We start from the raw sequence: 25,491 nt of genomic DNA on the forward strand, positions 1-25,491 counted from the left end.
AGGGGGGTAAATAAATTTACAGTTTAGTAAAAGTATGAAGACGAGCGTCACGCGTACGAATATATTCATATTGAATTTTATTCTCGAGTAATGCTCCTTCAATTCGCGTAATGGCAGACTTTAACTTGTAGGCAGAAATCCACTCGTCTCCCAAAATCTCTTGTGCAGATATTGTTTTTCTTAAAAGCTTCAACATCTCTGAAGCTGGTGCTGACACACAATCATGTTTTTTCATCATTTCAATCACAGCCGATAATAGCCAATCATACTCGCTTGCTTCTTCAGCTACTAAGCGTCGATTATTATTAAATGCTGTAAGAAACGTACCATTATCAAACCCAAGAGCCGGCTCAGCAGCCGTGATCCATTTTGCAAAGTCAGCCATTCGGGGCTTTTGAGGCAGATGAATCATATTGTAATTTTTCAATGCCATACTCACTGCATCATAAATTAGTCCCATAATTGGTCCTTTTATTTTTTCAAAATCTCTCCAAATCTCTTCTTTTGTTCGACGATTTTCAGACATAATCATCGGCAAAGTTAGGACAATGGAGCGATCTGCTAAATCGTAACGTTTCGTAATATTCTCGATGCCGTTTAGAATGACGGGCTTCATAGCTTTTAAAACAGATTCTTCATCATTCGTATACAATTGTCGACGAGATAACCCACCGCCGGTTGACAATTTACAAAGGGCATCTGACATATGCTCTGATATTTTTGAAATATTATCAAATGCTAGCAGCCAATTCTTTTGTGCCATGACGAGTAAATCTTCTTCATTTTCTGGCAGTGTACGCAACGTCGCATACCCAGGATCAATAACTGATTTAGTTATTTCGCTTACTATCGTTTTCCCAGCCCCTTGAGCTCCATTTAAAACTAACAAAGGGTATGGTCCACGAGGGTTAAAGCATCCGATGACAAACGCCAGCCACAAAATGAACTGCTCCTCTTTAAATTGAAAAATTTGTTTGAGTTCATCTAATTCTCCACGCGACTGTGGGGAAGGTAAGCTTCGCATTGTTTTTGAACGAATAAACTTGACCGGTGCCCCCTTCACAATCTGCCAACCGGTTTTTGACACTTCTATAACATCAAAAGCTTCATTCCCAGAGTCAACGTACACTTTTCCTTCATCATCATGAGCCACTCTTATAAAAATTTCTTTCCAGATCACATTATTTATCTCTTCAATAGACTGAAGCGTAGCGTGCGCTTCTTTTACAGCAGAAGACCTTGGGCTGTCATGAAAGTGTTGATAATACTCATTGATCATCCACTGTTTGAATAGTGGCTCTTCCAACAATACATTTCGCTGTATTCCGTTTATCGTAATCGTTGCTACTATACCAAGATCCGTTTTAAAGAATTCTTCTGCTGATGCATAGACAAGATCGATTAATGCCTTCGTCTGAGAAATCTCTTTATTTTCATATTTTGCTTTAATGCGCTCTTTTACGTCTAATTCTTCCACCCGCTTCACATCGCCTGCTTTACGTTTAGACATATACGTCTTCCCCACTAGCAATTTTCAGTGCTTGATGAAATGAGACTTTATATAATCTCTGTATCGCTTGAATGCCGTTACCACTTCCGCATCCTGCAAAACATGTCCAACCGCCAGTGTGAATGTGAAAAGAGAAAGAATTATTTTCATCGTCATGGAACGGACAAGTAGTACTAAGCCACTCTCCGTTTCCTTTCATATTCTCGACAAAGCGACGATAGAATTCAATCCAGTCTACAGTCTGTATGATCGTTTCTACCTCTGTGCTTTTCTTTCTACCCATCTTTTTATATAATGAATTCAAAGTCTTTTTGGAAGGAGACTTCTTTTCAGTTGAAGCGATCTGGCAGGATCGCTTTTTTTCCATATAGGGAATGAGCCACTCTGGAAATGGAGCCAACTCAGTATCATGTGGTGAAATAACCCATTTATATTTATGTCCACTAGGATGAATGGATGGTGGCGCTACAACCTGCTTTTTATCTGACAAAATATCAGTTTTTTCAAACGGTGTGCAAGATGATACACCTGGATGATACATGTAATAAAAATGATAACCGCGGTTTGTTTTTACGGTCCATGATCGTGGAAGTGGTCCTAAAAATTCTAGTTGTTTCAACGCTTCTTCGTCATCGACATCAATGACAATGCAATTTGAGATATGGCCTGTTAAAATTCCAAGATTTTTATGAGCAAAGCTAATTCGTTGGCCATTTTCGTTAATTATACCGAATTGAATTTCTTGTTCTGTTAAAGGTTGTAAGTGAAAACGACTTGTCCATCCTTTTAAAATAGGACGCTTCCCTTCGAGAGGCATGACAGTAAAACCTCTACGATGATAAGCAAGTGCATGTTGAATCGTCTCATCGTACATGCTGATTACGCTCCTTTTTTAACTTAACCTGTTCAATGGCTTGCATGATGCGCTGTTCGTCTTCTGTAGAAAGTGGTTTTCGAAAAAGACGATAGAGTGTGTTTTCATGAATTTGCAACTCGTCTGCTACTTCATATGTGAAAATTTTTTCTTCACGAATCTTTTGTTTGATTATTAAATTTTTCATGGATGTCCCCCCTTTTTTGTTTTTTATCAAAAACAAATAAATAAAAATACCTAACAAAAACAAAAAAATCGTTTTTTTATAAAAACACCTCCACAACCACATGTTATATTTGTTTGTTTTTTTTGTCAACTATAAAAGGAGGTATTGTCAATGAGAGAATTTGCATCTCTTTTAAAACAATATATAAAGTCTAGTGGTTTATCATTAAATACGATTGTTGAAGACATAAAGGAGATGGGCTACTCAATGTCAAAATCCTATCTCAGTAACCTACAAAATGATAAGGCAGATCCTCCTGATCCATATATTTGTGCTGCTTTAGCAAAAGTGACGGGTAACGATCCAAAAGCTTTAATAATGGCTTCTTTTCATCAAGATATCCCTGATCATTTTAAGGATTTTTTATCTGACGTTTATATTAATAAAGATGATATACCTGATTTTGAATACCAATCCGATGGAAAAACAAAAAAATTTTTTCTAGAAACTTATTGGAAGGAACTATCAACCCCACCAGAGAAGGCATTATTTAACGTCTATAGACCAATACCTCTTTTGGATAAAATATATCCAGGTGCAACTTTTTATGATAATGATATTATAGGAGAATATTACGTTGACAGAGTATTAGTTCGTGGGGTAAATGGATTTGCCTTAAAGGTTTATGATGATAGCATGAGTCTTGATAATATAACTCATGGAGATACAGTAGTTGCAGTGAAGACCGATGATTGGGATGAAACAGATTTGCTAGTTGTGTCCATCAATAATCAACCAGCCATTATAACACGGCTACAACAGGATTTGGAATTTTCAGGAGGATATATAGTAAGACCTAGTAATCCTAAATACCCATTAAGATTTGTTGATAATAAATCAATTGATATCATAGGTGTTGTTATATATGCTGAGTCAGGAAAATGCTTTATCGAACCGTTTAATTAATCACTACTTTAGGGAGAGATATTGATATTTGGTCGTGTGTGTTCTAAAAAATTGAAATTTGTTTTAATAGTTCACTTCAGAAAAAGTGTCACTTTCTATAAAATCCGGTGACACTTCATCTTCTCAGAAACTTTGATTTAATGCACTTTGTGACACCTGTGACGATTGTGACGCTATTTGTCACCTACTCTTTATATATACATATATATGTATATATTGTTAATAATAAAGTTGTCATATTGTCACAAACCTTGCTATACCAACGTTTCTTTGGAAATCAATCGTCACATATATTGTCATTAGTCGTCACCTACTGTCACGACATTTTCATTTCTTTACAAGTGCGATGCTCTATCGTATACTGTGACTATATCTGTTTACTTTTTTTCTTTTTTTAACCAAACTAACAACAACATGCCCCTCGGGTGATTTGAAACAACGTTTTATTTGGCGTTGCTTAAAAAATCCATCTGAGGGGCTTTTTTGTGTTTATTAACAATCCAATATGCGAAAGATCCGGACAGAACGTACAAAAGCTGAGTACACTGTCCCTTTTTTATGTCAGCTTTGATATAGAGTGTTTTCTCCATTTGAGGACTATGCCGGAGAAACGAGTCGGACATGCTGTTGCACGTCGACCGAAAAGAACCAGAGTGCAGGCAGCTGAAAAGAGCCGATCGCCAGGACCAGCGGTTTAGAAATAGGTCAAGCGCAAACTGCGATGATTGGAAAATTGGTTTAATTGTTGAAGCCAGAAGCAGAGAGAGAAGTAGTGCGCCCCTCTGCAAAAAGATTTGCACGCACGACGCCGTATAAGCGGCATCAGTAAGACTGATACGTGCTCGCTGAAGCGCTAAATACGCTACCCAAATTGGGAATCAGCTACTATTTCTTAACGAATCATTTATTCTATCTTCTCCCTTGGAAGAGTGAGACACTTCACTTTATTCTTAGTACTATCGGCTTGGAGAAGAATTTATATAGTGTAATAGGTGTGAAACCATACTTAGTACTATTGGGAGAATTATGCCCATTTCGCTTATATGCTTGAAGGGAGGTGAAAGATCATTGACGAAACGAAGAGACTGGACACTGACTGAAAAAGAGAAAAAAGTGTACGAGAACCTAAAAAAACAAGCGGAACGATTGCTCCATTTTAAGAAACACCATCAATCTAAAAGAGGAACGGCGAGGTACCGTGCGGGGATTTACGAATTCTGTAAACATTTAGCGATTCATTATAAATCTCAAAATTTCCGTAACATATCAGACAAGCACCTTGAATCTTTTGTGATAGAATCCGTGAAAGCAGGAATATCAAGTGCTGCGATTAAAACTGACCTAGCAGCTATTCGCAAACTGCACTCACTTGTATCAAACAGCCGTAACATGCTAACTAGTGATAATTCTAAATTTAACCTTAAAAAACGAAGAACACGAGGAGTTGATCGAGCATGGACATCTGAAGAAATAGCTAGAGCCAAGCAGCTAGCTAAAGAAATGGATCGAGTCCATATATTTTGGGCCATTACCATTACCGAATTTTTAGGAACACGAATTGAAGAAGTGACAGCACTGCGCCGTACCCAGCTGAAAAAAGCTATAAACACTGAATCTCTCCGTCTTGTAAACACGAAAGGCGGTATCCCAAGAGATATTCCACTAAATAATGGCGCACGATCCATTTTCCAAACGATTTTAGCCACTCCCTCAACGACCGATACGATCTTTTTTGGTTGGCACGGTTGGACACATGATCAAGCAATGAAATCAATTCAAAATTGGATTGCGAACCATCGAACCAGCTTTATGGAGAACGTTTTAACAAACGATAATCCCTACCAACAATCATTTGACATTGATGAAATGCGACCAAGGATTACATTCCATGGCTTGCGTCATACCTTTGCTAGACGAGAATACGAAAAGCGAATCAAACAAGGACTTTCCTTCCAGACCGCTCGCTTACAAACAGCGGCATTACTTGGACACGGACGTGATGAAGTAACAACTATATACCTTGGGAAAAAGGAGGACCAATCATGAATGTTTGGCAAGATACACTCGAAGCACTGAAAGCAGAAAACAACATATTGAACGCAGAACTACAAGAATTGAAAGAAAAGCTTCTTCTAGCAGAAGAAGATAAAAAACACCTCCGTGAAGCTGTTGGTGCCTGGCGAAGAAAAGCGCTCGACAAACAGCCCATTAAGAACAGCCGAATGAACGAACGTCACTTTAACGGCCTTCACACCTTTGAAGTGCCATTGCGTCATCTACCGCGAGATCTCAGCATGGCAGAAGTTATGACCGAACTGAAAGAGCAGTATTTAGCTAGCGTCTATCCCTATCAATACCACGGACTATATTGCCATCACAAAGAAGGCTGGATCGTCCGCCTATGCAGCCCACTACACGTCGATCTATCTGTTAGACTCGACACAAAAGAAGAAGAGTTCCTAAAAATAGAGGCTTATGATGCGCAGTATAAACATTTATTCCCCTTCATTAGCTAAATCAAAAAGATTGCTGGTTAATAAACGAGCAATCTTTTCTCCTCATCTACTTATTCGAATTCCAAATCAGCGACATCTCTAAAATCCACATCACAATGTGCGTATTTTTTCGTCACTCTTGGATGCTTTTTTCAATGGCTTTTTGTTTATTTTCAATTAGTATCGCTTGAGGGAGTGGTACTTGAGTTTCACCAGATTTCGATTCACGAACTTTCGAACGAGCATTAGCTATTAACTTTAGCCGAAAATTTTGCTTAGCAGCTGACATATTGATTCTCCCTTTTTTGGTATATATACACTCATTTCTGCTTAAACCGACTCAATATTTTCGCCTCTGTCGGATCTTTTGGCCGCATTCTTCCACGATTCCACCCACTCTGATCCACCTCTTTCTCAAAGGCCTCAATCTGCTTCTCATACTTTTTCATATTCCTTTTCACACGCTCTTCCACCTCCTGCAAGCGCACCGTCACTAGCTTGTCATCACTGCGAAATTGCCCCAATTACTCACACATCCTTTTCCGTATCTCCAGCAACGTTTCTTGATCAATCCCTGTCAAATGACTCCACTCCTTGTGTCACCGATTGTCGTCTCTCCCTTCGTTCTTCCCCTTTTCTTTTTTGATTATTATAACAAAGAGAAAAGGAAAAAGACTGTAAACAGAAGTAAATCATTTGATGATAAAAAAACAGAGAGCCGAATGAACGACTCTCTGTCTATACTTTATTGCTTTAAAGGAGTGGGGGTCTGACACCAATTACCCCAATCTTCGTTTAATTATTTAACAAGATCTGCTGCTGCTTTTACTGCTGCTTCAGCTTTTGTAACTTCAGCACTAACATCTGCTACAGTAGTAGCTTTATCGTACGCTGCTTTTGCATCTGTAACTTTTTGAACTTCAGCTACAACCTGAGTTTGTACAGCTTTTGCATCATTAACTGCTGTTTCTAAAGCTGCTTTATTTGGATCAGCAGGGTTAAGTGCTAAAGCATCATCTAAAGCTTTTTGAGCTTCATTCACTTTAGTATCTGCTACTGTTTTAGAAGCATTAACTGCTGTTTCAGCAGCTTCAATTTTAGTTTTTGCAGCTGCTTTTGCTTCTGCTAAAGCTTTAGCGTCTGCTGCTGCTTTATCATCTGCTTTAACTGAATTAACAATACCAGAATCAACGATAGAATCTGTTAATGTTACTTCTTTAGCACCTGTTTTGTTAGTGTGTAAGTCTAAGATTCCCATTGTTTGGTTGTCTTTTCCTTCAGCAATTACATTTACTGTACCAGATTGAGAAGTATTTACTTCTTGAGCTAATACAACTAGTAATTCTTTGTTATCAACTGCATCTGTATGTTGACCATTTGTAACTGTACCTTCGATCTTAGTAGTTCCAACTTTCACTACTACATCATCAGCCACGTTTCCATCAATAGTTACATTTTCGTCAAAAGTTAATTTAATAACTTTTGATGCATTTGCAGATGAAGAATCCTTCACATACTCAGCCTTTGTTAATGTTGGAGCTTTATCATCAAAGAACTTTTTAGTAACTTTGTATACTTTTTCGTCACTAGTTTGAACTACTTTACCGTCATTAGCTCTGATCGTTTTAGAGAATTCAATTTGCTTATCTTCATTTTGAACTGCATGTTTACCTGCTGGTAAAGTGATTTGAACTGTTTGTTTAGTTGAATCTGTAAACACAGCTACTGCTCCAGCATAGAACGAATCACTTAAAGGCACACCATCAATTTTGTAGTTAGCTAGGTCACGAGCAGAGTCAGCCATTTTAACTGCATAATTGATTGTAATAACATTTTTGCCGTCAACTTTAGCTACTGTAGTATTAGCATCAACAGGTGTCAATGTACCAGCGTCAGCTTTAGCTACTACTTTAGTTGTTACAGCAGCATTTTTATTATCATCGATATCTTTAACTGCACCTTCACCAAGTACAACTTCATACGTACCGCTTGGCGCAGATCCTAGATCGATTTTTAAACGTTTGTTATCTTCAGTATCAACAGATGTACCATTAACTGTTTGTTTAATACCATCTTTAATAACTGTTACAGTACCAGAGCCTTTTACAATTTCCTCATTGAATACAACAACTAGGTTGTTTCCATCAACAAAGTTAATTGCTTCAGATTGTACAATTGGCGCTGTAGTGTCTTTTGTTAATGTAACAGAACCAGAATAGTTTGTTCCAAAGATGTTGTTTGTTCCTTTGAAATCTTTCACTTCTACTGATAAAGATACGCTTGATTCATTAGATGCATATAGTGGATTCGCTTTATCGTCTAATGCCTCAGTTTTAAATGTAACTCTGTATGTGTTTGGTTTTTTAGGATCTGTTAATTTAACAACTGTGTATTTGTCTGTAGGGAATGTATAATTTCCTTTTTTAATTACAAAATTAGCTTCAGCTAATGAAGTTACCGCAGTGTTAAGTTTTACATCAAATGTCTTTGTACCAACTGAAGCAATAGACTCAACTGCAGGTTTTGAGTTATCAGCAGTTACATTATATGATGTGTTGATAAGAGCTGTTTCGTTGCCCGCTGTATCTGTAACACCATAAAGCACTACGTTATGGCTACCTTCTTTAGCTTGATCATCTGTTAAAGTATATTTAACTTCATATTTTCCAGCTTCAGATGAATAAACTGGACCAGCAGCTGTAGCATTACCGTCAACTTTAATGTTTGCAATTGTTACTGGCTCATTAAATTTCAATGATAATTGGTTACCTTTTACTTTAGTTTCTGCTAAAGTTGGTAGTTCTTTATCAACAAAGATTGTTGCAGTACCTTTATATTCTTGAACTTCTTTGTAATCTTTCGTTAATAAACCTTTTGCGTTAACTGTGTAAGTTTCGTTATTTTTTAACGCTGTGTCTAGTGTTAAAATAACTGTTTTACCATCAACTAACTCAGCAGTATAGCCAGTTGTCGCTAATTCAGTAGTGTCGTTGTTTTTGTAGATTTTGTAGTTAGCTACTTTCTCAGCTGCCGCTTCGTTAAGCTCTTGGCTGAAAGTTAATTTAATTTCTTTAGCATTAATCGCCATTACACTTGCTACTTTCGCAGCAGGTGCAGCTTCAACAGTGAATGTAGCTTCTTTAGAAGCTTTGTCTACTGTTACTTTAGCTACGTGATTGCCTTCTGGAAGGTTTTTGAACTCAGCAGATACTTTGCCGTCAACTACTTTTGCTTTTTGAGTAGCTGCAGCTGGCTTTGTAGTATCGCCATTAGCGAAGATTTCAACAGTTGCTTCTGCATCTTTAGCAGCATTTTTCACTGTTGCAGAAACTGTAGTTACTTCATCTTTTGTTGCAACTGAAACAGTGTCTACTTTTAACTCGTCTTTTGTTTCAGCTTTGTATACGAAAATAGCAAATTCGCCACGGCTGATAGAGTCAGCTGTTCCGAATTTTGTATCAGATTTACCTTGTGTAATATCGTTTTTCACTAAAGCTTTAACTGCATCTTCGTAACGCGGAGCTACATCTGTAAACTTATGCTCAGCGCCAGCGCCGTCTAATTTGTATGCTTTAGTAAGAATAAGAGCCATTTCGCCGCGTGTTAAGTTATCATCAGCACCGAATTTTGTGCTAGTTTTACCGCTAAGGATTTTAGCTTCTACAAGCGCATTTACTGATGCTACTGCACGAGGTGGTACATCAGTGAATCCAGCATCTGGAGCTTTAGTAGTATCTAATTTAAGGGCTTTAGCGATCATAACAGCCGCATCTGAACGTTTAATGTTTAAAGTTACGCCAAATTGCTTTTGGTTGATACCTTGAGCGATATCATTTTGCACTAAGTAATTTACTGCTTCTTTATAACGTGGAGCTACATCTGTGAAATCATCTGCACTTGCAGCAAATGCTGGAGTTACAGCTGTTGCTACTAGAGTAGCTGTTGCGGCAGTCGCAACAAATTTACGATAAGACTTTGGTTGGTAAGCCATGTAATAGTTCCTCCTGTTTTGTAAAGTATTCTTTAAATTTATGAAACCAACTAGCAATAGTACCAGTTGTTCATTACATCGGGTAATGTCGAGAAATCTTTAGATCCAAATGTTACAAACATATGTAATGTTTACGTCAGATGGAAGATTTAAACTCAAATCTTATTCTACCAAAGCGCCATTGTTTTTCAACCGTTTTTTTGCTATTTCCATATTTTAATAAAGTTGTTACATTTAATATAAATATGAAAATAGTTTGACATAAATCTACACATTTCCATAGATAAATGTACAAAACATGGTACGAAAAACCATAGCTTTCTCATTATATACCAACTATGCAGGAAATTGAAAGTATTTTTACCAATATTTTTGTCAACTTTGTGTTATGGTTGTTGAATTTCTGGAAATGAAAGCGTTTTATTTAGAGGGGGTTTTTCAAAAAACTACAGAAAAAAACCTGGAAATGTATCTTCCAGGTTACGTTTTTTTCAATTTTGCTTGCGGAGGAGCCGCTCATATTGCGCGCGTGTCGCTTCTTCCAGCTGTTCGAGGGAGTAGCGGCTGGAGGCATATTGATATAATATTTCGCCCATTTCCTGGAGCTCTCCTTCTTCCCGGCGGCGGATTGCCTGCCGAAGCGCTTCCGCATAGGCGGCCGGGTCCTTCACGGGCACAACCCAGCCGGTGGAGCCGGCCTCGACGAGCTCCTTGACGCCGCCGACGTCGGTTGTCACGATCGGCACGCGCTGGTTGGCCGCTTCGAGCAGCGCGAGCGGGAAGCTTTCACTGTAGGAGGCAAGCAGCGCCAGGTCGGAGGCGGCGTAAATCTGGTCCACGTCCGAACGGAAGCCGAGAAAGTGAACGTGGCTGTCCAGTCCGAGGCGGGCGGTTTCCTTCTCCAGCTCCGCCTTGATCGGCCCGTCCCCGACGAGCAGCAAGTGCGGGCGTTCCGCTTCATCGATCGCCTTCATAGCCTCGAAGACGACGGTGTGGCCTTTGATCGGATGAAGCCGCGCCACCATCGCCAGTACAAAGTCCGCTTCTTCCACGCCGAGCTCCCGGCGCGGAACGGGTGCGGCCTTTTCTTCTGTAAAGTGGATGCCGTTATAGACGGTCTGGATTTTGCGGCCGTCAATGCCCAGGTTCATGAGGTTTTGCTTAAAGCGCTCCGATACCGCAAAGTAGCCGTCCATCTTTTTGACGGCGTACATGCTGAGGGCGGTGAACACTTTGCCCTTGATGCCCGATTTGACGAAATCGAGCGCCGGGTCGCTGTGGACGGTCGTGACCCAGCAGATGCCGGTTTTCTTTTTCAAATAGATGCCGAACAGGTTGGCGCGCGGGCCGTGCGTATGGAGAATCGTGAAGTGCTCTGACCGGATGAACTGGACGAGCTTGTTCAAGATCGATAGGTCATAGCGGGAGCTCTGGGCAAAGACTTCGGTTCGAATGCCTTTCGCCCTCGCCTCCTCAGCAAACGGTCCCTCGTGCATGACCGCAAGCACCGCCTCCTCGCGGTCGAACTGCTCAAGCAGTGTAATGACATGCTTGCGCGAGCCGCCAGTTTCGGCGCCGGTAATTAAATGAAGTACTTTCATAGGAAACACCTGCCTCTTGAAAAAAAGTGCCGGGCCTCTCCTGGTGGGAAGCCGGGCACTTGATGATTATTTTTGGATTAAAATTTTCAGCAAAAACTTCGGCAGCGCCATCTGCCGTTTGAGCCGCTTCGGTTCCTTCATGAGCCGGTACAGCCACTCCAGGCCGAACTTGCGGTAAAAGGCCGGGGCGCGCTTCACCTTGCCGGAGTAGACATCGAAGCTGCCGCCGACGCCCTGGAACACTTTCACGTTCGGAAGCTTCGGCATGTTCTCCTTAATCCACAGCTCCTGGCGCGGGCTGCCGAGCGCGACAAAGAGAAGCGTGGCGCCCGATTCGCGGATCGCCTGGACGAGCGCTTCCTGATCCTGCACATAGCCGTTCGCATAGCCGGCTACGCGCAGATTCGGGATCTTCGCCTCCAGTTTTTCCTTCGCCGTGCGGACGACTTCCTCCTTCGCCCCGTAGAAAAAGACGCCGTGCCCTTCATCGGCCGCAAATTGCAGCAGACGGCCCATCATATCGACGCCGGTCACCCGCTCCTTCAGCTGGCCTTTTTTCAGCTTGGAGGCGATGATCATGCCGATGCCGTCAGCGATTTGGTACGTGGACTCGTTAATCAGCTCTTTGACGAGCGGGTCGCGCCCGGCGGTGATCACCTTCTCGGGGTTGACCGCGATGACGGTGGATTGCTCGCCGGCAGCGATTCTCTTTTTTAAATCAGCAATAATTTCATCATATGTGTAAGGCGACACAGAGACGCCTAAATATTGTTCTTTATCCATCACAGGCACCCTCAGCTATTGATCGGCTTGACTGCAATGGCTTGCAGGCCGATGACGTCACCGATGCGGTAGACTGTAAGCCCTTCTTCTTGCTTAAGGTTCGTGCAGTTTTTCGTATCGAAAACGACCGGTGTTTCCATTTGCGCAAGCAGCGCCTGTTGGTCGATCGCTTTAAATTCATTGTGGTCGGCCAGGACAACGACAAGGTTGGCTCCTTTGACCGCTTCTTCAAAGGAAAGGAGCGGGAACGGCACTTGCTCTTCTCTGACGTGCGGGTCATGGACGCGGACGTCATAACGCGGGTTCGCGAGCACTTTCTCGACGATTTCGATCGCCGGGCTCTCGCGCACGTCGTCGATGTTTCCTTTATATGTTAAGCCGAACAAAGCGATTTTCGGTTCTTTCAGCTCGGCTGTGAGCTTAATGATCTGCTCGATGACAAAGTCCGGCATCGAGTTGTTAATATCGCGGGAAAGCTGGATCAAGCGGGCTTCCTCCGGCGCTTTCTCGACGATGAAATACGGATCGACCGCCAGGCAATGTCCGCCGACGCCCGGTCCCGGCTGGTGAATGTTGACGCGCGGATGCTTATTCGCCAGCTCAATGACTTTATGGGCGTCCACGCCAAGGCGGGCGGAGATTTTCGCCAGCTCATTGGCAAGCGCGATGTTCACATCACGGAACGTGTTTTCCATCAGCTTCGACATTTCCGCTGTCACCGCTTCGGTTTCAATGACGTCTCCTGTGACGATTTGGCGGTACACGTCCGCCGCTTTGGCTGTTGCTTCCGGCGTCAGGCCGCCGACGATGCGTGTGTTTTCCACGAGCTCGATCAAAATCCGGCCCGGCAGCACGCGTTCCGGACAGTGAGCCAAGGCCACGTCCTCTTTCGGGTTCAAGCCGGCTTCTTCAATGATCGGCGCGACCACATCATCCATCGTGCGCGGCGGAATCGTGGATTCAACGATGACCACGTTGCCTTTTTTCAAGTACGGCACGATCGCTTTCGTGGCGCTGCGCACGTACTCTACGTTCGCCGTGCAGTCTTCATGAATCGGCGTTGGGACGGAGATGATGAAGGCATCTGCTTCCTCCGGCTCCATGGAGGCGCGCAGCTTGCCGGATTCGACGACTTCCTTGACGACTTCGGGCAGGCCGACCTCCTCGATAATGATTTCTCCTTTATTTAAACGCTCAACAACTTGCTTGTTTACGTCTACACCTACGACTGACACGCCGGCGCGGGCAAAAATAGCCGCTGTCGGCAAACCAATATATCCTAAACCAATGACGCAAATTTTTTGCATGTGAAAAAATCCTTTCTAACAGAAGTTATCCAAACCGCCCGGCAGCGAGCCGGTTCTTTTTAGAAGTTGATCCTATGCTAGTATAATTGAATTTCATTGCTTCCCATAGTATAGCAAATTCATTTTCAGCTTGCACTAATTTCATTGAATGTGCTTGGTATCAATGATAAAATGATCTTTAGCTTTCTAAGCATTTGACTTGAAGGAGGACATCCGTTTGAAGGTTGTGATTTCGGGATTTTATGGATTGGGCAATACCGGTGATGAAGCGATCCTGGAAGCGATTGTTGATAATTTGCGAAATGAGATAAAAGACATAGATATTACCGTGTTTTCCTTATCGCCGGAGCAAACGGCGAAGGAGCATCACGTCAAGACCGTTTACCGGGGCTGGCGCCATGACAACAAAGGCAAGATCCGGGCGCTCCGGGAAGCGGATCTGTTAATCAGCGGCGGCGGCGGCTTGCTGCAGGATACATATCCAACAAAGTTCTTGTTCGGACCGCTTCCTTATTATTTGCTTATCGCTTTTTTAGCTAAGCTGTGCGGAGCGAAGGTGATGTTCTTTTCCCAAGGCATCGGACCTGTGACTTCGACTTGGGGAAAGATATTGATGAAGGTGTTTGCGAACCGCGCCGACTTTGTGACGGTGCGCGACCAGTATTCGAAGGACTACTTGCATAATCTCGGGGTCAAGCGCCCGGAAACAGTGGTGACAGCGGATATCGTTTTCGCTTTCCAGAAGAAGCCGGACGATTCCTGCCTGAAGAGCTTGCCGCTCACCGGCACAGAAAAGCTGGTGGCTGTTTCGACGCGCCCGTGGTTTGAGCACGACGATTATTACAGCAAGCTGGCGGATGTGCTGGATGAGCTGATTGAAACAGAAGGCATCACGCCAGTGTTCGTGCCGATGGAGGGCCATCACGATGTGAATGCCTCACAGCGCGTGATGGAGCTGATGAAGCGGGCGGATGACTGCTACTTGCTCGGCGGCGACTTCACGCCGAACCAGTACTTGAATTTCATCGGCGAGTGCGAAATGACGATCGGCCTGCGCCTGCATTCGTTAATTTTCTCGGCGCTTTCCCATGTGCCGCATATCGGCATCAGCTATGACAAAAAAGTGGAAAGCCTCTTAAAGCGCTCCGGCATGTGGGAGTATTCCTTCCCTCTTGAAGCGTTTGATCCAGAGAAGATGAAGGAAAATGCCCGCTACGTGCTTGCTCACCGCAGCGAACTGAGCCAGGTCGTTGCCGGCAATGCGGCCCAGATGCGCCAAGAGGCGTTGGAAAATATTGAACTATTAAAGAAAAAATTTATGTGAAGCGAGGGTTTTTCATGAAGATTTTGCTTGCGACGGTCTACCACTACCCACACACCGGCGGCTTGTCGGTTCACGTGGCCACGCTGAAAGCAGGGCTGGAGGCGCGCGGCCATGAAGTGGATGTTCTTTCTTTTTCTGATATACCCGAGTTTGAACAAAAAGCGAAGGTGCGCGGCCCCGGCTTTTTAATGAATAAGCTGTCCAAAGGAAAAGGCTTCGTCTACGGCTTGAAGGCACGGAAGAAGATGTTGCAAAAGCTGATGGAGCAAGTGAAGCACAAAAACTACGACATCGTGAATGCGCAGGAAGTGTATGCAACATTTGCCGCGCTTGATGCCGGAATGCCGGTGGTCTCCACTGTGCACGGCTACTTAACGTATGAAGCCTTAAGCGCCGGCAATATTTTAAAGGACAGCCCGGAAGAACGCTTCTTAATGGAAGAAGAAGTGAAAGCGTACCGCAGCACGCGGGCGATCATTACGGTCGATACGCGCATTAAAGAATATGTGGAGCGGGAAGCGGGCGTGTCCGGCACAGCGATCCGCAACTTTATTAACGTGGACGACTTCCGCCCGGATACGGAAAATAAAATGGCGTACCGCCAAAAGCATGGCGTGCCTGCCGATGCTCCTGTGTTCTTCGTGCCGCGGCGGTTAACGAAGAAAAACGGCGTCATCTATCCGATTTTATCCTTGCCGGCGGTGCTTGAGAAATATCCGAACGCCCAGTTGATTTATGCCGGCACCGGCGAAGCAATGGAAGAAATGAAACGGCTGATCGCCGAAAGAAAAATCGAGAACAACGTCACGCTGCTCGGAGCGATTCCGCATCATGTGATCAAGGAATATTATGCTTTGGCGGATGTGGCGCTCGTGCCGAGCGTCCACTCTGCCGGCGTGGAAGAAGCAACCTCGATTTCGGCGCTCGAAGCGATGGGCTCCGGCCAGCCGCTGATCGCCTGCGCTGTCGGCGGCCTGAAGGAAATCGTCGACCATAACGTGGACGGCCTGCTTGTGGAAGAAAAGAACGTAGAGGAATTATCTGCCGCCATGATCGAGCTGCTCGACCATCCGGAAAAAGGCCAAGAGCTCGCCAAACGAGCACGCGCCAAAATTGAAGCGGAGTACTCGCACTTAGCAGCCGCTGAAAAATATGAGGAAATTTACCTCGGAGCGAAATAAAGCAAACATCCCCTGCAGGCAGGGGATGTTTTTTTGCGCAGGGAGGCGGAGTTGGGGGGGTTGGTGCGTATTTGGGGGGGTTGCGTGCGTATTTTGTGTGTTGCGTGCGTATTTTCCATTGTTGCGCGCATATTTCTCGCTATTCCGCGCATATCTACCCCCGCAGCGCGCGCATTTACAATAAATATTTCCGGTCCTTCAGGCTGCCGGTATAGGGCAGTTGCAATTGCTTCAGCAGGCGGGTAGCGGTTGAGCGGGAATCCAGCTGCAGGTATGCCCGGCAGGCCCGGTTGGTGATGGTGCGTTCGTGAAGCAGCGAGTAGTCAGTGAGGGCTTGAACGTGGGCGTCACAGGATTGATGCCGGCAGTGCGGACATTGCCACCTTCCCCGCGCCCGCAGCATCGGCAGGCTGCGGCAAGCCGGACACTGCACCCCTGTGAATAATTCAGCCGGGGCGATTTGAAATTTTTCCAGAACATCAGGATGATGGGGAGTATGGCTGGCGAGCAGCCGGCGGGCGGCCCGCTCCCTCTCCTGCTCTGTCCATACAGGGGCCGGGTGCAGCAGATGAAGGGCTTCGATTTTTTCGGGAATGGCCGCGGCGTGAAGCACTTGGCGAAAAGCTTCCTTATGATGCGGATCAGCGGTAATTTTTGTTGAAGGAAAACTGATGACAACTAGCGGAGCGATGGGGAGATCGGTGAAGTGCTGGCTGGCAAGCCAGGCTTGGAGCTGTCTCTTTTGGCGGCTGACCTGCAGCAGAGGGTCGGAGAAAACAGCTTCGCCCGCTTCCTGGATGCGGATCAGCTGATGGAACGCCTGCTCAAAAAACAAGGTGCCTGCTATGTTTTTCGTTTCCAGGATCACAGCCATATTTGGATAAAGCAGCAGCGTATCGATTTGAAAGAAATAGCCGTTATCGCCCAAGAGACGCAAGCCGTGAAACATCATGGGCTCCCTGTCGCGAAGAAAAGCAAGGTGATAATCGAGCGCCTCCTCCCCGCGGTGGCCGGCCCGGCTTCTGTCCAGCTCCGCCTGTATGTCGCGGGATGCCGGATGACTGTCAGGAAGCCGGCGGGCTAAGGCTTCCAGCTTACGGATCTTCAGCGGGATTACCCGCTTTTTCATAATCATGGACTCTTCCCCTTTCTTGTGAAAATAGCTCCAGAAGATCCTCTCTTCTGGAGCTGCTTTAAAAATGAAGCGCCTGCGCTAACGTACTTACGGTATGAATAGATTCAAAGTCCAACCCAAGCTGAACGGCGGTTTGGGCGATTTCCGGACGGATGCCGGATAAAGTGGAGCTCACCCCGATTAAATTCAGCGCTTCAATCAGCTGGAACAGTTGATAAGCCACCATCGTGTCAATCATAACAACACCGGAAATATCGATGAGCAAATGGTTCACCCGCAGCTTGGCGCATTGATTTAACGTGTTTTCCAAAATGAACTTCGCCCGCTGCGTATCGATATCGCCAACCAATGGCAATAAAGCGGTTCCACCTTTAAGCAGGATGACCGGCGAGCTGAGTTCGTTAATCATTTCCCGCTGAGCTTCGAGCATTTTGGCCTGATACTCATACGTTTCTTCCGTGAATTTCAAGATCACATTGTCAAAGGCTTTGATGAACTTGTCCCTCCACTCATTCACGCGGGCAGCATCGACATGTTCATTTTCTTGAGAAAACTCATCAATGAACTTCATGTATTGCAAGCGAACCCTCATAAATTCACGAATGATGAAATGGATCGGCGTATTCACATGCTCCTTGCTTCTTGACACCTCAAAAATCCATTCGTCAAATTCTTTGTAAAAGGCCTCTTCCTCACTAATCAACAGGTTGCACAGGTACCCATGGAACCGAAAATTCTGCTCTTTCAACTCTGCAATGACGTCCGGATCATCTGAAGCATATACGCCGTCAGGATCGCTTTTATCTAATGATTCATACCATTCTTCGGTCAGCTGTCTTGCCTTGCTTGTTAAAAACGCATACATTTCTTTATTTAATTCCATTGATTTCCCCCCTGACTCCGCTATTTTCCCATTCTCCATTATATATCAATTGAAAAGCGGAACCAAAGATAAAGTTTAAATGTGCTCAAAGTAAGCAATAGATAGAGTAAGAAGCAAAGGAGTGATTGCATGGAATTATTCAAAGTAAATGGAAAAGTGCACGCGGGAAAACTGGCCGCAAGCGTCTTGGTGCCTGTGATCGGCGGGTCGTTAGTCGGCTTCTTCGCCACCAAAAATGCCCAAAAAGACTATAAGCAATTAAAAAAACCTGATTTCTCTCCCCCACCCTGGGTGTTCCCGGCCGTGTGGACCGGCCTGTACACCGCCATGGGCATCGCCCGCTACCGGGTATCAGCGAAGACGAACGAGCGTCTGCTTTCCTACGACATTCAGCTGGGATTGAACTTTCTCTGGTCCTTTTTGTTTTTTAAATGGCGATTGCGGGGAGCCGCTTTTGCCGAAATTGCCCTGCTCCTCGGCATGATCACATTAACGACCTATGAGTTTTACCAGGCGGACCGCATCGCCGGCAGCTTGATGGTTCCTTACGCTGCCTGGGTCACATTTGCCCTCGGATTAAATTATTCTATTTGGAAAATGAATTAATCGCCGCGCCGCCTGCCGCGGCGTTTTTTTATGCGCGCAGAAGGGGGATTTATGCGCGGGATTCCCGCACATATGCACGCACCAACACCATTTACGCGCGCAAAGCCCCGGCTTATGCACGCAACCATCTATACAGAGACGGCGCTTAACTTCTAAGCCAATTTACGGTATTATTAAGTATTGGTTTTTTTATTCCTATTTTATATATTGAGGTGGGTTTTGTGTCGTTGAAAAAGACGGCTCTCTGGCTTAGTTTGCTTGCACTTATAGTGAAGTTTTCAGGCTTTTTAAGAGAGAGTATTATTGCCAATCAGTTTGGCGCGAATTATGAGACCGATGGATATGTGCTGGCGTTTTCATTTATTACACTGGCGCTGGCCATGATTTCCGGGGGATTTAACAATGTGTTTTTGCCGCTGTACGTCAAAAACCGGCAGGAGAACCCGGAGCAGACGGAGCGAAACGCCAATGCGATTATGAACTGGACGGTGCTGCTGTTCTTAGGGATTTCCATCGTTGGCTGGCTGCTGGCGCCGTATTTCGTCCCGCTGATTTATGGAAAGATGTCGCCGGAAACCGCACCGATCGCCATCTCGATCACGCAATTTTTCTTCCTGTTTATCAGCGTGATCGCCTTGAACGGGATTTTGGATTCCTATTTGCAAGGACAGCGGATTTTTGTCCCTTCACAAGTTTCCAAGCTGTCGGCCACACTGATGGGGGCCGTTTTCGCCCTGTTGTTTTCCGACCAGTGGGGCATTAACAGCTTAGCCTACGGGTTTATCTTCGGAACGATTCTTGGGGTTCTCATCCAGTTGTTCTTCTTGCGGAAGAAAGGCTGGCGCTGGAGCCCGGCTTTGAAGGTGGAGGAAGAGTATAAACGGACTTTTCTCGTGCTGCTCATCCCTTCCCTGCTCAATTCAGTAGTTGGCCAGATTAATATGTTTGTCAATAAATCGTTCGCAGTAGGGACGATTAAAGGGGCAGCAACCTATATCAACAACGCGACCTTGATTACGAGCATTCCGCACACGATCTATGGAACGACGATTGCGGTCATTATCTTTACGCTGCTGGCCGAACAGATTGATAACAAGAAAAAGTTTCAGGATACGTTTTTCATGGGCATGCAAGTGTCGCTCTTAACGCTGGCGCCGATTGCGGCTGGATTTTTCCTAGTCGGGCAGGAAGTGATTGCCTTCGTCTTCCAGCGCGGAAAATTCACCGCGGATGATACGTACAACACGTACCTCGCCCTCATCTATTACTTGCCGACGATTGTCACTCAGGGACTGCAGTATATCGTATCGAAATCGATGTACGCGCGCGGAAAAACAAGCATCATTTTCCGGATCAGCGTGACGACCATTGCCTTAAATGCCTTGCTCAACTGGCTGCTCGTCGACCGCTTCGGCTATCCGGGGCTGGCGCTGACCGGCTCGTTTGTCTCTATTTACTACCTTGTCGTCAGCACCATCTTTGTCTATAAAGATTTCGATAAGAAGGAAGCGACACGGCTGTTTGGTCTGATCGGGCGCGTAGCGGTTGTGACCGCGTTCATGGTTCTCCCGCTGTATTTGCTGAAAACATGGACGCCGATCTCCCATTTATATTCCCTGTGGCAGCTCATGATTATCGTGCCGCTCGGTGTGGTATTCTACACAGCCGGCCTGTTCTTCTTTTACAAGCAAGGCTTCAATCAAGTACTTCATTTGTTAAAAAGAAAAGCACACGCAAAGTAGGTGAATCGAATGAAAGGTTGGTTGTTGGCGGCACTGACAGCCATTCTTCTCCTGGCAGGCTGCGCAGAGGAACCGAAAGGCAGCCCGGCGAAAGCTGCCGAAACCGTGCCGCTCGGCGAGTTGAACTTAGTTCTTTCTCGCGACTTAACCCTGCAAAACACAAAGGAATCGAGCCTCTCGTCCTTTTATAAAGACGTTCTTTATGTGTACGATTGGAAAGACCGCGGCAAGCTGAAGGTAAAGGTGCGGACCATTGACAACGGCGACCGCTTTGTGATGATGCAGCTGAGAAACGCGACCAATGAGCCGCTCTCTTTGAAGGCAGATGTTCAGCAATCAAAGGCGAATGACTATTACTTTATTAATTGGCGACGGGACATCAAAGAGCGCAAGCACGATCCGGTCATCGGCAAAGATGTCACTACTCCGCCATCAGGACTGCTTCGTTATTCAGCAGACGGCCGTTTTCTATATGAAGCGGTTGTCAGCAAGCAGTATCAGTCCGCCGTGAAAACACAGCTGTATGAAAACGGACGGCAAAGCACGGTGCGGGAGCTGACAGCGGAAAAAGAAACGCTTCAGCATAAGATGGACGGCTTCTCCTTTTCCTTGGAAGCCCCGCCGAATCAGCTGGCCGAACAGTGGTTTTTGCTGGCTAAAGAACCGCTGTTCAAAAACGGCGACGGCTTGAGCAGCTGGATTGACTTTCAGCATGCTCACTATAAAGAGGTCAATAACTGGTTCACCGTCGATGGCGCCATCAAGAAGCTGCCGTGGTCGATCGAACCGTTTACGAAGGAAGGCTATGGCCGCCATCTCGGCACTCTCATTGAAAAAGAAGCCATTGACCGTTATTTTAAATACGGCGACCGTTATTTTTATGATTTAATGGTCCAATCCGCAGCCAACCTGCTCGAATACCGTCAGCAGCAAAAGAGCACGGTTTGGAAAACGGAATATACAAGCACTTGGCTAAAGCAAAAGTACGAGATTACTTCTCCTTATTTGGATACGCGCCATAATGAGCTGATCGCCCTGTACTTGTACCGGATCGGCAAAGAATTTGACAAAAAAGAATTAACAGGCGCTTTGACGGACTATGCGGATTACTTATTGAATTTAATTAAGATTGATAACATTGTTCACACGCCAAAAGGATACTTGCCGGCCGATTATTATTCGGCGCATCAGGGCAAGCAATTTATCCACACCTCACTGAATCATGCGCTCGGCGAAGCCAATCTGCTCATCGATGCCTATAAGGCCACCGGGCAAAAGAAATACTTGCTGGCCGCCCGGCAAATCCGCCTCGGTGTCGAATCGCTCGGCACAAAGTGGATTCGCCCCAACGGCGATCTCTGGTACCAGGTCAACCGCGACCTCACCTTCGACGGCAACGACTATGAGCAATTAACGCTGGATGACCTAGAGCGCCATGAGAAAAAATGGCAGGCGCTCGGAGGAAGCAAAAGCCGCATGCTGCAAACACTGATTGAAAGCAAACGAAAAGCGATCCAGCAATAGCCGGATCGCTCTTTTTTAGTGCTTATGCGCGGTTTCTCTCCACTTATGCGCGGTCCTCGTCCATTTATGCGCGCAACAACAGCATTTATGCACGCAACCGGCCTGTTTACGCGCGATCCCCCGCCTTTACGCACACAAAGTCAAAAAGAAGCCCCTCTCCGCTGCTGGAGAGGGGCGTTGTTATTTATTTTACGATTGGAAGCGGGGTCACGTATTGAGAGGATACGTAGCCTTCTTTATATTTCAAGTCATCTGAAATGATTTTTTGCCATCCTGAGGAAGGGGCACCCAACATAATAACGGGCATGCCGGCTTCACGATAGGTAAATTGGATCGTTCCATTCGCAGACGCACGCACATTTAATCCTTGGACGTTCGTTAAGCCGATGGTGTATTTTCCGAAATCCTTGCTGCCGAGGGCTTTGTCGATCCGGTACATATGGCCGGCTACTTTTCCGCCCCAAGCGATATCGGAAGCGTATTTCATGTTGATGCCGACCCCTTTGTTTCCAGGTGCCGCTCCATTAGAAATGCTTTGCTTCCAAGCGCCTACTGGATTTGGCACGACATAACGGTCATTCAGGTAGCCGTCCGCAAGATGGTAAACACATTCCACCGGTGACGGGAATGATTTTCCTTCTTCCGGTTTGCTGTCGTAAACGGCAATGCCGAATAAGTTATTATTATTCTGGGCATGGGCGCTCATGCCATAGTCGCTTTCATGAATAGCCATCGCCAAAATAAGCAAGGCATTAATCCGTTTTTCCGACTCCACTTTTTTGATCGTCGTGCCAAGTCCGATCAGCTTGCTCTTTTTCGTTGCGTCTTTATATTTAGCATAGCCGGTTGCTTCTCTTTCCGCCAATGCTTGTTTAATGAAGGTATTCAACTCTGTTGCTGTATAATTCGTCATCGTTCTGGCTGAAAGGAGCTGGAAGTATTGATAGCCCTTGCCGACAATTCTTCCTTGATCATTGTAGAACGTCGCATTATCCCAGCTGTAATATTTCTGGCCTGCGCTCAGGAAGCCCGGCGCTTTTCCAATCACATAAGAGACATAGTTTTTGGTCGCAGGCTGATAGATGTGATGCTCCAATTGGCCGCTGACTACCCGGTAGAAGCTGCGGCCCGGCGCTCCCTCAAACGGCACGAGCTGACCGTCGCTAGGCTTGATATAGTAATCCTTGCCGCCCAGCGAAACTTTGACATAGCTGTCAGTCGATGTAACATATTTCACCTCTGACCCTTTTGTCGCATATGATCTCGCGTTCGTAAGGGCTGGATCGCTGTATAAGTTCACGGTTGCCCCGCTATTACCTACAAACACGATGCCGCTGTTTTCCTGCATATGAATAATTTTATTCTTTTTCAGGATCAGCTCCTGCCCGCGCTGGCCCATCGCTTGCTTCGCCGTATCAAAGCTGGTGTACCAGCCGGAGGCGTAGGTGATGGTGCCTTTCGCATCGATCGTTGCGACTTGATAGGCGTCCGCCGGGGCTGGCCCTGGATTTTCAGGCTCCGGATCAACCGGCGGTTCCGGATCGGTTGGAGTTACCGGATCTGTGCTGCCCGATGTCTTCTGAGCTTCCAGCAAGCGGTAGATAAAGGCGGCGGCATGATCGCGCCGCACATTTTCCAGCGGGCTGAACGTAGTGGCCGAATACCCTTTAATAATGTCCAGTTTATAGTTTTTGCCGATGGCCACTTTATGAGTAGAGCTTAAGTCATTAATATCTGTAAAAGGCGCCGGCTCATATGTTACATTGATGTTCAAGTAATTCAGCGCATTGTTGATCATCAGCGCCATGTCTTTTCTTGTGATTAAAGCATCTGGATGAAAACGGCCATCTGATCCGCCGTTAACAATTTTCGCTGCTGCTGCCGCATTGACGCCGGAAGCCAGCTTCAAGGACGGCGGCACATCTCTAAAGGTTGGCGGTCCTGAAGGCAATTCCAGAGCTCTCGTTAAGAACGCCGCAAACTCGGCTCTTGTGACGCTTTGGTAAGGTCTGAGATCCCCGTCAGGGTACCCTTGCATAACCCCCATATCGATCATTGCCTGTATCTCATCCTTCATTGCCGCTTCCGCGTTTAAAGGTGTAAAAGCCGGGAATAATAAACTAAGTGACAGAGCTAGAGCTAGTACTTTCTTTTTCTTCATGTCCTACTCCTTTCAGGAAACTTCGCTTTTTGGGACTCTTTTATTCTATCGGATAAAATAAAGAATTTCATAGAATAAATGGATAATTTTTATATCATCTTTATTAAAAAATAGCCAAGGAATAATCTCCAAGGCTATCGGTCTTCTGCTTATTTGGCGTTCATGGCATTATAAATAGCGGCTGAGAACGCTTCACGCGTTGCACGGTGGTCGCCGTAATATTTTTCCGTTTGGAAAATGCCTGTTTTATCAATAGCGCTCATCGTTACGATGGCTTCGTATGCCCAGTAAGTGTTCTTGATTTCAGCATACGGGTTAGAGGCAGCGCCTGCGTTTCCAAGTTTTAATTCAAATGCTTTTTGGACAATAACCGCCATTTCCGTACGGCTCATGTATTCATCCGGGCGGAACGTCTTGTCAGGGAAACCGTTGATGATGCCTGCTTCACGAATCGCTGCGATGTCTACTGCAAAACGGTGCATTTTCGGAACATCTTTGAAGTGGCTCATCACGACAGGTTTTTGCTGCAATACGCGGTTGATGATCGCTGCCGCTTGTCCGCGGGTTACCGGCTGATCCGGTCTGAAAGTATAATCATCGAATCCTTGAATGACATTTTTATCAGTCAACGTCATGATTGCATCATATGTTGGATCGTTTTTAGTAACATCCTTAAATCCGTCATAGTATTCAACTACGCGTTTCGCGCCGGCATATTTCGGGCCCCAATATTTACTGCTTAAGGAAACTAAAGCAATGCCGTGACTAGAAGTGGCGTTTAATACCATATTGTTGCCTGCATAAATGCCGACGTGGGAGATTCCCGGCTTGTATGTATTAGCAAAGAATACTAGATCTCCAGGTACGAGCTTGCTTTTGGAAACAGCTGTACCGACTTTGTACTGCTGATCGGCTGTTCTTGGAAGTGTAATTCCTGCTGTATTTTTATAAACATATTGTGTGAAGCCTGAGCAGTCAAAGCCTCTTGGCGTTGTGCCGCCGAAGACATAAGGAACACCCATGAATTTCTTTCCATAATCGACTAATGATTGTCCGAGTGACGCTGCTTGAACTTCTGTTGTATGTGAAAGTGCTGGTATGGCGACTGGTGCGGTTGTCATTAACATAAACGAAGCTAATCCACTTGCTACGATTTTTTTAAACTTACCCACTGTAAACCCCCTGCATTGTTTTAAAAATTTTTGTTTTTTTTCCTGTTTTTTCTCACTGAGGTTATTGTAG

General features: G+C 45.3%; 21 protein-coding genes. 8 read left to right on the forward strand and 13 right to left on the reverse strand.

Features of this window, described 5'->3' with window-relative positions:
• Positions 1-16: 16 nt before the first annotated feature.
• Genes B1A98_RS08325 through B1A98_RS08335 form a run of 3 tightly spaced genes read right to left on the reverse strand, consistent with a single transcriptional unit; the run spans position 17 to position 2,571 of the window.
• Entirely contained in the window at positions 17-1,510 is a 1,494-nt protein-coding gene (locus tag B1A98_RS08325; RefSeq protein WP_063384540.1) for a hypothetical protein, read from the reverse strand.
• Positions 1,503-2,384, reverse strand: a complete 882-nt coding sequence (locus tag B1A98_RS08330; RefSeq protein WP_063384539.1) for a bifunctional DNA primase/polymerase — start codon at positions 2,382-2,384, stop codon at positions 1,503-1,505. Before B1A98_RS08330 ends, B1A98_RS08325 begins: the two co-directional genes overlap by 8 nt.
• A complete protein-coding gene (locus B1A98_RS08335; protein WP_063384538.1) occupies positions 2,374-2,571 on the reverse strand; it encodes a hypothetical protein in 198 nt (65 codons plus the stop codon). The genes B1A98_RS08330 and B1A98_RS08335 overlap by 11 nt, the downstream gene beginning before the upstream one ends.
• A 150-nt stretch (positions 2,572-2,721) precedes the next feature.
• On the opposite strand from B1A98_RS08335, the gene B1A98_RS08340 reads away from it, so the two are divergent.
• The 3 genes from B1A98_RS08340 (at position 2,722) to B1A98_RS08350 (ending at position 6,032) form a co-directional block, all read left to right on the forward strand.
• Complete coding sequence (locus B1A98_RS08340; protein WP_063384537.1) at positions 2,722-3,516, forward strand: LexA family protein; 795 nt, start codon at positions 2,722-2,724, stop codon at positions 3,514-3,516.
• A 1,068-nt stretch (positions 3,517-4,584) separates the two neighbouring features.
• Positions 4,585-5,562 (forward strand): tyrosine-type recombinase/integrase, encoded by a 978-nt coding sequence (locus B1A98_RS08345; RefSeq protein WP_063384536.1) that lies wholly within the window; start codon positions 4,585-4,587, stop codon positions 5,560-5,562.
• A complete protein-coding gene (locus B1A98_RS08350; protein WP_063384535.1) occupies positions 5,559-6,032 on the forward strand; it encodes a hypothetical protein in 474 nt (157 codons plus the stop codon). The genes B1A98_RS08345 and B1A98_RS08350 overlap by 4 nt, the downstream gene beginning before the upstream one ends.
• A gap of 112 nt (positions 6,033-6,144) precedes the next feature.
• Here the strand turns inward: B1A98_RS08350 and B1A98_RS20415 are convergent, their stop codons facing one another.
• The 6 genes from B1A98_RS20415 to B1A98_RS08375 all read right to left on the reverse strand — a co-directional run bounded on the left by B1A98_RS20415 (position 6,145) and on the right by B1A98_RS08375 (position 13,693).
• On the reverse strand, positions 6,145-6,300 hold the full coding sequence (locus B1A98_RS20415) for a hypothetical protein (RefSeq protein ID WP_158286024.1): 156 nt from the start codon (positions 6,298-6,300) through the stop codon (positions 6,145-6,147).
• A gap of 31 nt (positions 6,301-6,331) precedes the next feature.
• A complete protein-coding gene (locus B1A98_RS08355) occupies positions 6,332-6,535 on the reverse strand; it encodes a hypothetical protein (RefSeq protein WP_063384534.1) in 204 nt (67 codons plus the stop codon).
• Positions 6,536-6,810: 275 nt separating this feature from the next.
• Positions 6,811-10,002 (reverse strand): S-layer homology domain-containing protein, encoded by a 3,192-nt coding sequence (locus B1A98_RS08360; protein ID WP_063384533.1) that lies wholly within the window; start codon positions 10,000-10,002, stop codon positions 6,811-6,813.
• Positions 10,003-10,493: 491 nt separating this feature from the next.
• Positions 10,494-11,603 carry a glycosyltransferase gene (locus B1A98_RS08365; protein WP_063384532.1) on the reverse strand — a complete coding sequence of 370 codons (1,110 nt, stop codon included), beginning with the start codon at positions 11,601-11,603 and terminating at the stop codon, positions 10,494-10,496.
• 66 nt (positions 11,604-11,669) lie between these two features.
• The gene (locus B1A98_RS08370; RefSeq protein WP_063384531.1) at positions 11,670-12,386 is read right to left on the reverse strand and encodes a WecB/TagA/CpsF family glycosyltransferase; all 717 of its coding nucleotides are present in this window, start codon (positions 12,384-12,386) and stop codon (positions 11,670-11,672) included.
• A gap of 11 nt (positions 12,387-12,397) precedes the next feature.
• Positions 12,398-13,693 (reverse strand): nucleotide sugar dehydrogenase, encoded by a 1,296-nt coding sequence (locus B1A98_RS08375; protein ID WP_041113792.1) that lies wholly within the window; start codon positions 13,691-13,693, stop codon positions 12,398-12,400.
• Between the two features lie 217 nt (positions 13,694-13,910).
• Between B1A98_RS08375 and csaB the strand changes: the two genes are divergently transcribed.
• Both csaB and B1A98_RS08385 read left to right on the forward strand, forming a co-directional pair.
• Positions 13,911-15,017 (forward strand): polysaccharide pyruvyl transferase CsaB, encoded by a 1,107-nt coding sequence (csaB, locus tag B1A98_RS08380; protein WP_063384530.1) that lies wholly within the window; start codon positions 13,911-13,913, stop codon positions 15,015-15,017.
• Between the two features lie 14 nt (positions 15,018-15,031).
• Positions 15,032-16,198, forward strand: coding sequence for a glycosyltransferase family 4 protein (locus B1A98_RS08385; RefSeq protein ID WP_063384529.1), 1,167 nt, complete (start codon positions 15,032-15,034; stop codon positions 16,196-16,198).
• A 175-nt stretch (positions 16,199-16,373) separates the two neighbouring features.
• On the opposite strand, the gene B1A98_RS08390 is transcribed toward B1A98_RS08385, so the two are convergent.
• Together B1A98_RS08390 and B1A98_RS08395 are read right to left on the reverse strand one after the other, a co-directional pair.
• Positions 16,374-17,333 (reverse strand): NERD domain-containing protein, encoded by a 960-nt coding sequence (locus B1A98_RS08390; RefSeq protein WP_063384528.1) that lies wholly within the window; start codon positions 17,331-17,333, stop codon positions 16,374-16,376.
• Between the two features lie 58 nt (positions 17,334-17,391).
• Positions 17,392-18,216 carry an STAS domain-containing protein gene (locus B1A98_RS08395; protein ID WP_063384527.1) on the reverse strand — a complete coding sequence of 275 codons (825 nt, stop codon included), beginning with the start codon at positions 18,214-18,216 and terminating at the stop codon, positions 17,392-17,394.
• Between the two features lie 129 nt (positions 18,217-18,345).
• Here B1A98_RS08395 and B1A98_RS08400 point away from each other — a divergent pair, with 129 nt between their 5' ends.
• The 3 genes from B1A98_RS08400 (at position 18,346) to B1A98_RS08410 (ending at position 22,088) form a co-directional block, all read left to right on the forward strand.
• Positions 18,346-18,822 carry a TspO/MBR family protein gene (locus tag B1A98_RS08400; protein ID WP_063384526.1) on the forward strand — a complete coding sequence of 159 codons (477 nt, stop codon included), beginning with the start codon at positions 18,346-18,348 and terminating at the stop codon, positions 18,820-18,822.
• Between the two features lie 221 nt (positions 18,823-19,043).
• Entirely contained in the window at positions 19,044-20,564 is a 1,521-nt protein-coding gene (gene murJ / locus B1A98_RS08405; RefSeq protein ID WP_063384525.1) for a murein biosynthesis integral membrane protein MurJ, read from the forward strand.
• 9 nt (positions 20,565-20,573) lie between these two features.
• Positions 20,574-22,088, forward strand: a complete 1,515-nt coding sequence (locus B1A98_RS08410) for a hypothetical protein (RefSeq protein ID WP_063384524.1) — start codon at positions 20,574-20,576, stop codon at positions 22,086-22,088.
• A 184-nt stretch (positions 22,089-22,272) separates the two neighbouring features.
• On the opposite strand, the gene B1A98_RS08415 is transcribed toward B1A98_RS08410, so the two are convergent.
• Both B1A98_RS08415 and B1A98_RS08420 read right to left on the reverse strand, forming a co-directional pair.
• Entirely contained in the window at positions 22,273-24,249 is a 1,977-nt protein-coding gene (locus B1A98_RS08415) for an S-layer homology domain-containing protein (RefSeq protein ID WP_063384523.1), read from the reverse strand.
• Between the two features lie 149 nt (positions 24,250-24,398).
• Positions 24,399-25,421, reverse strand: coding sequence for a C40 family peptidase (locus B1A98_RS08420; protein WP_087903746.1), 1,023 nt, complete (start codon positions 25,419-25,421; stop codon positions 24,399-24,401).
• Positions 25,422-25,491: the final 70 nt, after the last annotated feature.

Origin of the sequence: Pseudobacillus badius, assembly GCF_002189605.1 — a bacterium.
Lineage (GTDB): Bacteria > Bacillota > Bacilli > Bacillales > Domibacillaceae > Pseudobacillus > Pseudobacillus badius.